Annotated in this window: 5 protein-coding genes; 3 read left to right on the top strand and 2 right to left on the bottom strand. The window is 41.2% G+C overall.

The features are described from left to right. Positions 1-131: 131 nt before the first annotated feature. Positions 132-773: a 4'-phosphopantetheinyl transferase family protein gene (locus tag B2X72_RS19295; protein ID WP_070561499.1), complete on the bottom strand. Its 642-nt coding sequence runs from the start codon at positions 771-773 to the stop codon at positions 132-134. A gap of 119 nt (positions 774-892) precedes the next feature. Here B2X72_RS19295 and dcd point away from each other — a divergent pair, with 119 nt between their 5' ends. Next, entirely contained in the window at positions 893-1,429 is a 537-nt protein-coding gene (gene dcd, locus B2X72_RS19290; RefSeq protein ID WP_046673098.1) for a dCTP deaminase, read from the top strand. Between the two features lie 8 nt (positions 1,430-1,437). Continuing rightward, a complete protein-coding gene (locus tag B2X72_RS19285) occupies positions 1,438-2,538 on the top strand; it encodes an MBL fold metallo-hydrolase (protein WP_286851128.1) in 1,101 nt (366 codons plus the stop codon). Positions 2,539-2,541: 3 nt separating this feature from the next. Here the strand turns inward: B2X72_RS19285 and B2X72_RS19280 are convergent, their stop codons facing one another. Beyond that, on the bottom strand, positions 2,542-3,777 hold the full coding sequence (locus B2X72_RS19280) for a glycosyltransferase (RefSeq protein WP_286851127.1): 1,236 nt from the start codon (positions 3,775-3,777) through the stop codon (positions 2,542-2,544). 125 nt (positions 3,778-3,902) lie between these two features. Here B2X72_RS19280 and B2X72_RS19275 point away from each other — a divergent pair. Then, positions 3,903-4,975: lysylphosphatidylglycerol synthase domain-containing protein (locus B2X72_RS19275; protein WP_286851126.1), on the top strand; the 1,073-nt coding region annotated here is incomplete at its 3' end.

Genomic DNA, 4,975 nt, shown 5'->3' with positions numbered 1-4,975 from the left:
TAACCCCTAGACGAACGGGCCATATCGTTTTCGATGATGCAAATATAGAAGCTTTTTCAAAAAGCACAAAAAAAAAGTGCTGTCTGTGTGCTAATTCATTGAAATTGAGAAAAATTATTTTTTTAAAGGACCTATTCTACAGCGTAAGCGAGCATATATTCATTGAACTTCTCGTAATGTACATCATAAATATGCTTATTTTGATCGCTGTCGAGTTCAAGTTTTAATATACCTTGCGTTTGGTATTCGAATGGTTGTATGGTCATGTTGTTCAAGAAGGAAACCCCTGCATTGCCTTGAAGTTTATAAATTGCTTCTTTGGCGCACCAACAAGCATAAAGCTGCTCATAGCGGCTATCATCCTGCGCGATGAATGCAAGCTCCGCAGGTTTTAAAAACTTATGTTGGATGCGCTCTACTTTTGTTTTGATGATTTCCATGTCGATACCAACCTCTCCTTTTGTACTGATCATAGCTGCTGCATAATCAAATGAGTGCGAAAGTGATATTTTTTGGGGAAAATTGGCGAGATAAGGCTTGCCATTTGCATCCGAAGGACATTCGATATAGCGGGATGTGTTTAATAAGGTTCGCAGGAGAACACGTGTGGCAAGCCAATGTAACCGTCTTTTCCCTTTATTGAAGGACCCCAATTTTGCTTTTTCACGTTCATCCAATTGAAGTTTCGACAGTAAATCGTCGTCCGATTCCTCAATTCGCCAAATTGCAAATTTGGTTTGATTATCAATTTCACGTAGATACACTAGACTCATACCCAAATTTAAAAAACAAATCGCAGATTTTTGTTTTGAAAAATGAAGTAAAATTAGTGGGAGAACTGTATTTTTGAATTTGTATAGCATTGCCTGACGCTTTTGCTATTTTGATACACATGATTTTATCTGATAAAAGAATTCTCGAAGAGATTGAAAATGGCAGTATTGTCATTCAACCATTTGATCGTAAATGTTTGGGAACAAATTCCTACGATGTGCATTTGGGGAAATATTTGGCAACATATGCAGACCGTGTACTTGATGCCAAGAAACACAATGAAATTCAGCATTTTGAAATCCCGGAAGAAGGTTTTGTATTGGAACCCAATACCCTTTATTTAGGCGTTACGCAAGAATACACCGAGACGCATAAGCATGTTCCTTTTTTAGAGGGCAAATCGAGTACTGGTCGCTTAGGGATAGATATCCATGCAACTGCAGGAAAGGGTGACGTCGGTTTCTGTAATACCTGGACCTTGGAAATTTCGGTTGCCCAACCTGTTCGGGTTTACGCGGGAATGCCTATTGGACAATTGATCTATTTTGCCGTAGAAGGCGATATCGAAACATTTTATAATACCAAAGGTAACGCAAAATACAATGGCAAAACCATCCGTCCGGTGGAATCCATGATGTGGAAGAATAATTTCTGATGCGGAATATGGGATGGATTATTTTAGGGGCTCTATTGATTGTTCTTATCAGTGGAGTACTCTATTATTTTGTTCATCCAATGTTTGGTGGAAGTTTCAAAGGAGCTCGACTGGAGCGGATGAAACAGTCACCAAATTTTAAAAATGGTATTTTTCATAATCTCGAAGTAACGCCGTCGTTGAAAAGCGATGTCAATATGGCCTCTTTGCTGTGGGATTTCCTTTTCAACAAAAATCCCCACTTGAAACCGATCAACGTATTGCCTGCTATGGAATGCGATTTAGCACATCTTCCCGCAGATGACGTTCTGATTTGGTTTGGTCACTCCTCCTACCTGATGAAGTTAGATGGGAAATTAATATTGGTTGATCCGGTGTTCAGCCAAAATGCTTCTCCTATCCCAGGTAGCAATAAAGCATTTAAGATGTCTGTCGACTATGCGACGATGGTTTTTCCGAAAATTGACTATTTGTTTATCTCTCATGATCATTACGATCATCTGGACTATGAGACTGTTGTGAAATTGAGGGATAAAGTCGGTCAGGTGATTTGTGGTCTTGGCGTGGGGTCGCATTTTGAGTCTTGGGGATATAAGGCCGATCAGATCATCGAGGGTGATTGGTACGACCAGATAAAACTGGCGCCCGATTTTCAGGTAACCTTCACACCCGCAAGGCACTTTTCTGGGCGAAGATTTACACGGAATAATACCTTGTGGACATCCTTTGTGTTAAAAACTTCCCAGTACACTATTTTCTTGGGTGGAGACAGCGGATATGGTAAGCACTTCAAAAAGATAGGTGACCAATTCGGTCCATTTGATTTAGCAATTTTGGAAAATGGCCAATATAACGATGCCTGGCATTATATCCATTCCTTACCTGACGAATGGGCTGCTGAAACGAAGGATCTGAAAGCTCAAGCTATTTTGCCCGTTCATTCTTCTAAGTTCGCGTTGGCTATGCACGACTGGAAAGAGCCAATGGAGAAATTTTACGAGACAGCGAACAAAGAACAGATCACTCTCCTTACGCCAAAAATAGGGGAAATGATCCATTTTAATAGATTAGATACAGTATACGCGCCTTGGTGGCGTGAAGTCAACTAAAATCTATTTATTCTTTTCCTCAATCCATAAAGACATATATTTTGTGCTTTGCATCGTGTGGTGCAACAATATCTGACTAATAAAGTTTTGTTGGCGGTGCCTGTCAATCTGCGCTTTTAACAAAGATAGATTCGTCATAAAGTCGGCCTGATACTTTCGTTTTTCATAACGCTCGTTGATAATACGGATACCATGTTCTTGGGCCGTTTTCCAAAGATCCTCGTTTTCGTAAAGCTCGACAGTCTTTCGGCAGAAAGTTTCGGGATCGTCTTCGATAAAACCATTCCAGTCCAAATTACCCTTCATGGCTTCTGCTCCAACTGTCGTGGTGACAGATGGTGTGCCGGTTTGCATGGCGTCGATAAACTTTCCTTTTACGCCGGCACCAAATTGAATTGGAGCGACCAGTACTCGGTAGTTTTCCATGGTAAGACGAGCAGATTCCGCCCGTCCCTTGATCAGGAAATTCTCTTTAGAGTTGTTTAACTGGAGTACTTTTTGGGTTGCGTAGGCACCATAAATGTGCAATTCTACTTTGGGAAGCATCTTCCGTAATTGGGGCCAGATTTGTGTTTTTAGATATTGAACCGTATGCCAGTTCGGCTCATGGATAAAATTTCCGATGAATAGTAAGTTCTTACGCTCTTCAAAGGGCTTCCATTGAGTAATTTCAGTAGAACTGATCTCGTGTTCAAGGAAAGGGAGGTAATAGAGGATGTCGGGTGAAATTCGAAATTCTTCGATAAGAATCTTCATTTCGGATTCGGAGATAATCAAAGAGAGGTCACTTCGCAGAATAGAGGCAATTTCCCGTTTAGCGGTGTCTGTAAATAACTCTTGAAAGGAGAAATCACCTTTATTTTTGACGGATGCCTGTCTCGCCTGGCGTAAAAAATGCAAGTCTTCCGTGTCGAGTATGCGGAGTGCATCGGGACAATGCTGTGCGACACGCCAACCATATTGTTCTTCTACCATAAAACGATCAAAAACAACAATATCGGGCTGTAGTTGAGTAATAAAATCGTCGAAGCTATTGCTATTGAGTACGATTGCTTGTTCATGTATCCCGAGAGACTGCAAAGGGGCACTATAAGGTGACTTCGCAGCAGCCGAAGCAAATGTAATGTGATAAGAGCGGGTAGTGAACGTTTCAATTAATTGCATCATGCGAAAACCCGCCGCTGAAGATGTTGGCTCTGGCCACACAAGTCCGATGAACAAAACCTTTTTCTCTTTCATGCAGGAAAATTACTGATTAATGTGAAAAGAATTGACGAAAAATTAACAATTAGTCATTTTCAAACGATTAGCTTTATTTTAGTGTTTATAATATATTTAAAGGTTATTCATCATTAAACGATCATATGGCCAAAACTATTGCTCAACGGATTCGACATTTTTCGCCAAAGACCTATTGGAAGGAATTAATAGCTGTTTTGGTTATCTTATTGGCCTTCGTTTTTTTTAGAAATGAGCGGAAAGAGCTTGCGGCAATTATTCCGCAGTTGCGCGCAGCCAACCTAACCTGGGTTTCAGTTGGAGTTGGAATTACCATCGTCTATATTGTGCTTCAGGGATTGATGTATGTGCAGAGTTTTAAAGCGATCGGTCTTTCTATTAATCTGAGAATCGCCATTGATCTTTTCCTGAAGAGAAATTTACTCAGTGTGTTTCTTCCTGCGGGTGGAATTAGTTCTTTGGCATATACAACAACGGAGTTGCGGAAAAGAAATTTGAATACGACGCAAATTCACCAAGCAGGGGCGCTGTATGGCTATGTCGGACTACTGACGGTCTTTATGATTGGTGTACCTGTTATATTGTATACGATCTGGCATAATAAAAATTTTGGTGATGCCTGGATCTCATTGGTGGTTTTGGGACTGCTCCTGGCTGTTGTATTTTGGCTCGTTTGGTCTTTTCGGACACACAAAGGCATTTATCGCTGGGTCGAATTAAAGTTTCCTGCTGTAGCCTCTAACATCGATGAAATATTTTCGGGAGAAGTCAAGCTAAAATATTTGTTGGGTACCATGTTGGCGTCCATGGTCGTCGAATGTTGCGGTATTGCCCATGCTTTTGTAAGTATGTATGCTCTTGGTTTGGACCACTCCTTCGAGGCTGCGGCTATTGCCTATACTGTTTCGGTCGTATTGATGATTGTGTCTCCTTTTCTACGTGGCCTTGGGGCTGTAGAGCTGACCATGCTGTATATTTTTAAAGCGTACGGCTACTCGCAGGCAGAAGGATTGGGCATTACAATTCTCTATCGGGCATTCGAATTTTGGCTTCCATTACTCTTGGGAATCCTTGCCTTTGCGTGGCGTGGTAAGCAATTGCTGGCACGCATTGGACCGGCGTTGCTTATATTTTTCTTAGGTGTGGTAAATCTTGTTTCCGTATTGACACCACCTTTGGCTGATCGTATGAAACTTGG

The organism is Sphingobacterium sp. UBA7253, from assembly GCF_002472745.1.
GTDB classification, from domain to species: domain Bacteria; phylum Bacteroidota; class Bacteroidia; order Sphingobacteriales; family Sphingobacteriaceae; genus Sphingobacterium; species Sphingobacterium siyangense.
This window is presented reverse-complemented; position numbering and strand designations above follow the sequence as displayed.

Bases quoted from the DNA above. Each gene is read 5' to 3' on its own strand.
- B2X72_RS19295 (WP_070561499.1), bottom strand. From the start codon at position 773: ATGAGTCTAGTGTATCTACGTGAAATTGATAATCAAACCAAATTTGCA.
- B2X72_RS19285 (WP_286851128.1), top strand. From the start codon at position 1,438: ATGGGATGGATTATTTTAGGGGCTCTATTGATTGTTCTTATCAGTGGA.
- dcd (WP_046673098.1), top strand. From the start codon at position 893: ATGATTTTATCTGATAAAAGAATTCTCGAAGAGATTGAAAATGGCAGT.
- B2X72_RS19280 (WP_286851127.1), bottom strand. From the start codon at position 3,777: ATGAAAGAGAAAAAGGTTTTGTTCATCGGACTTGTGTGGCCAGAGCCA.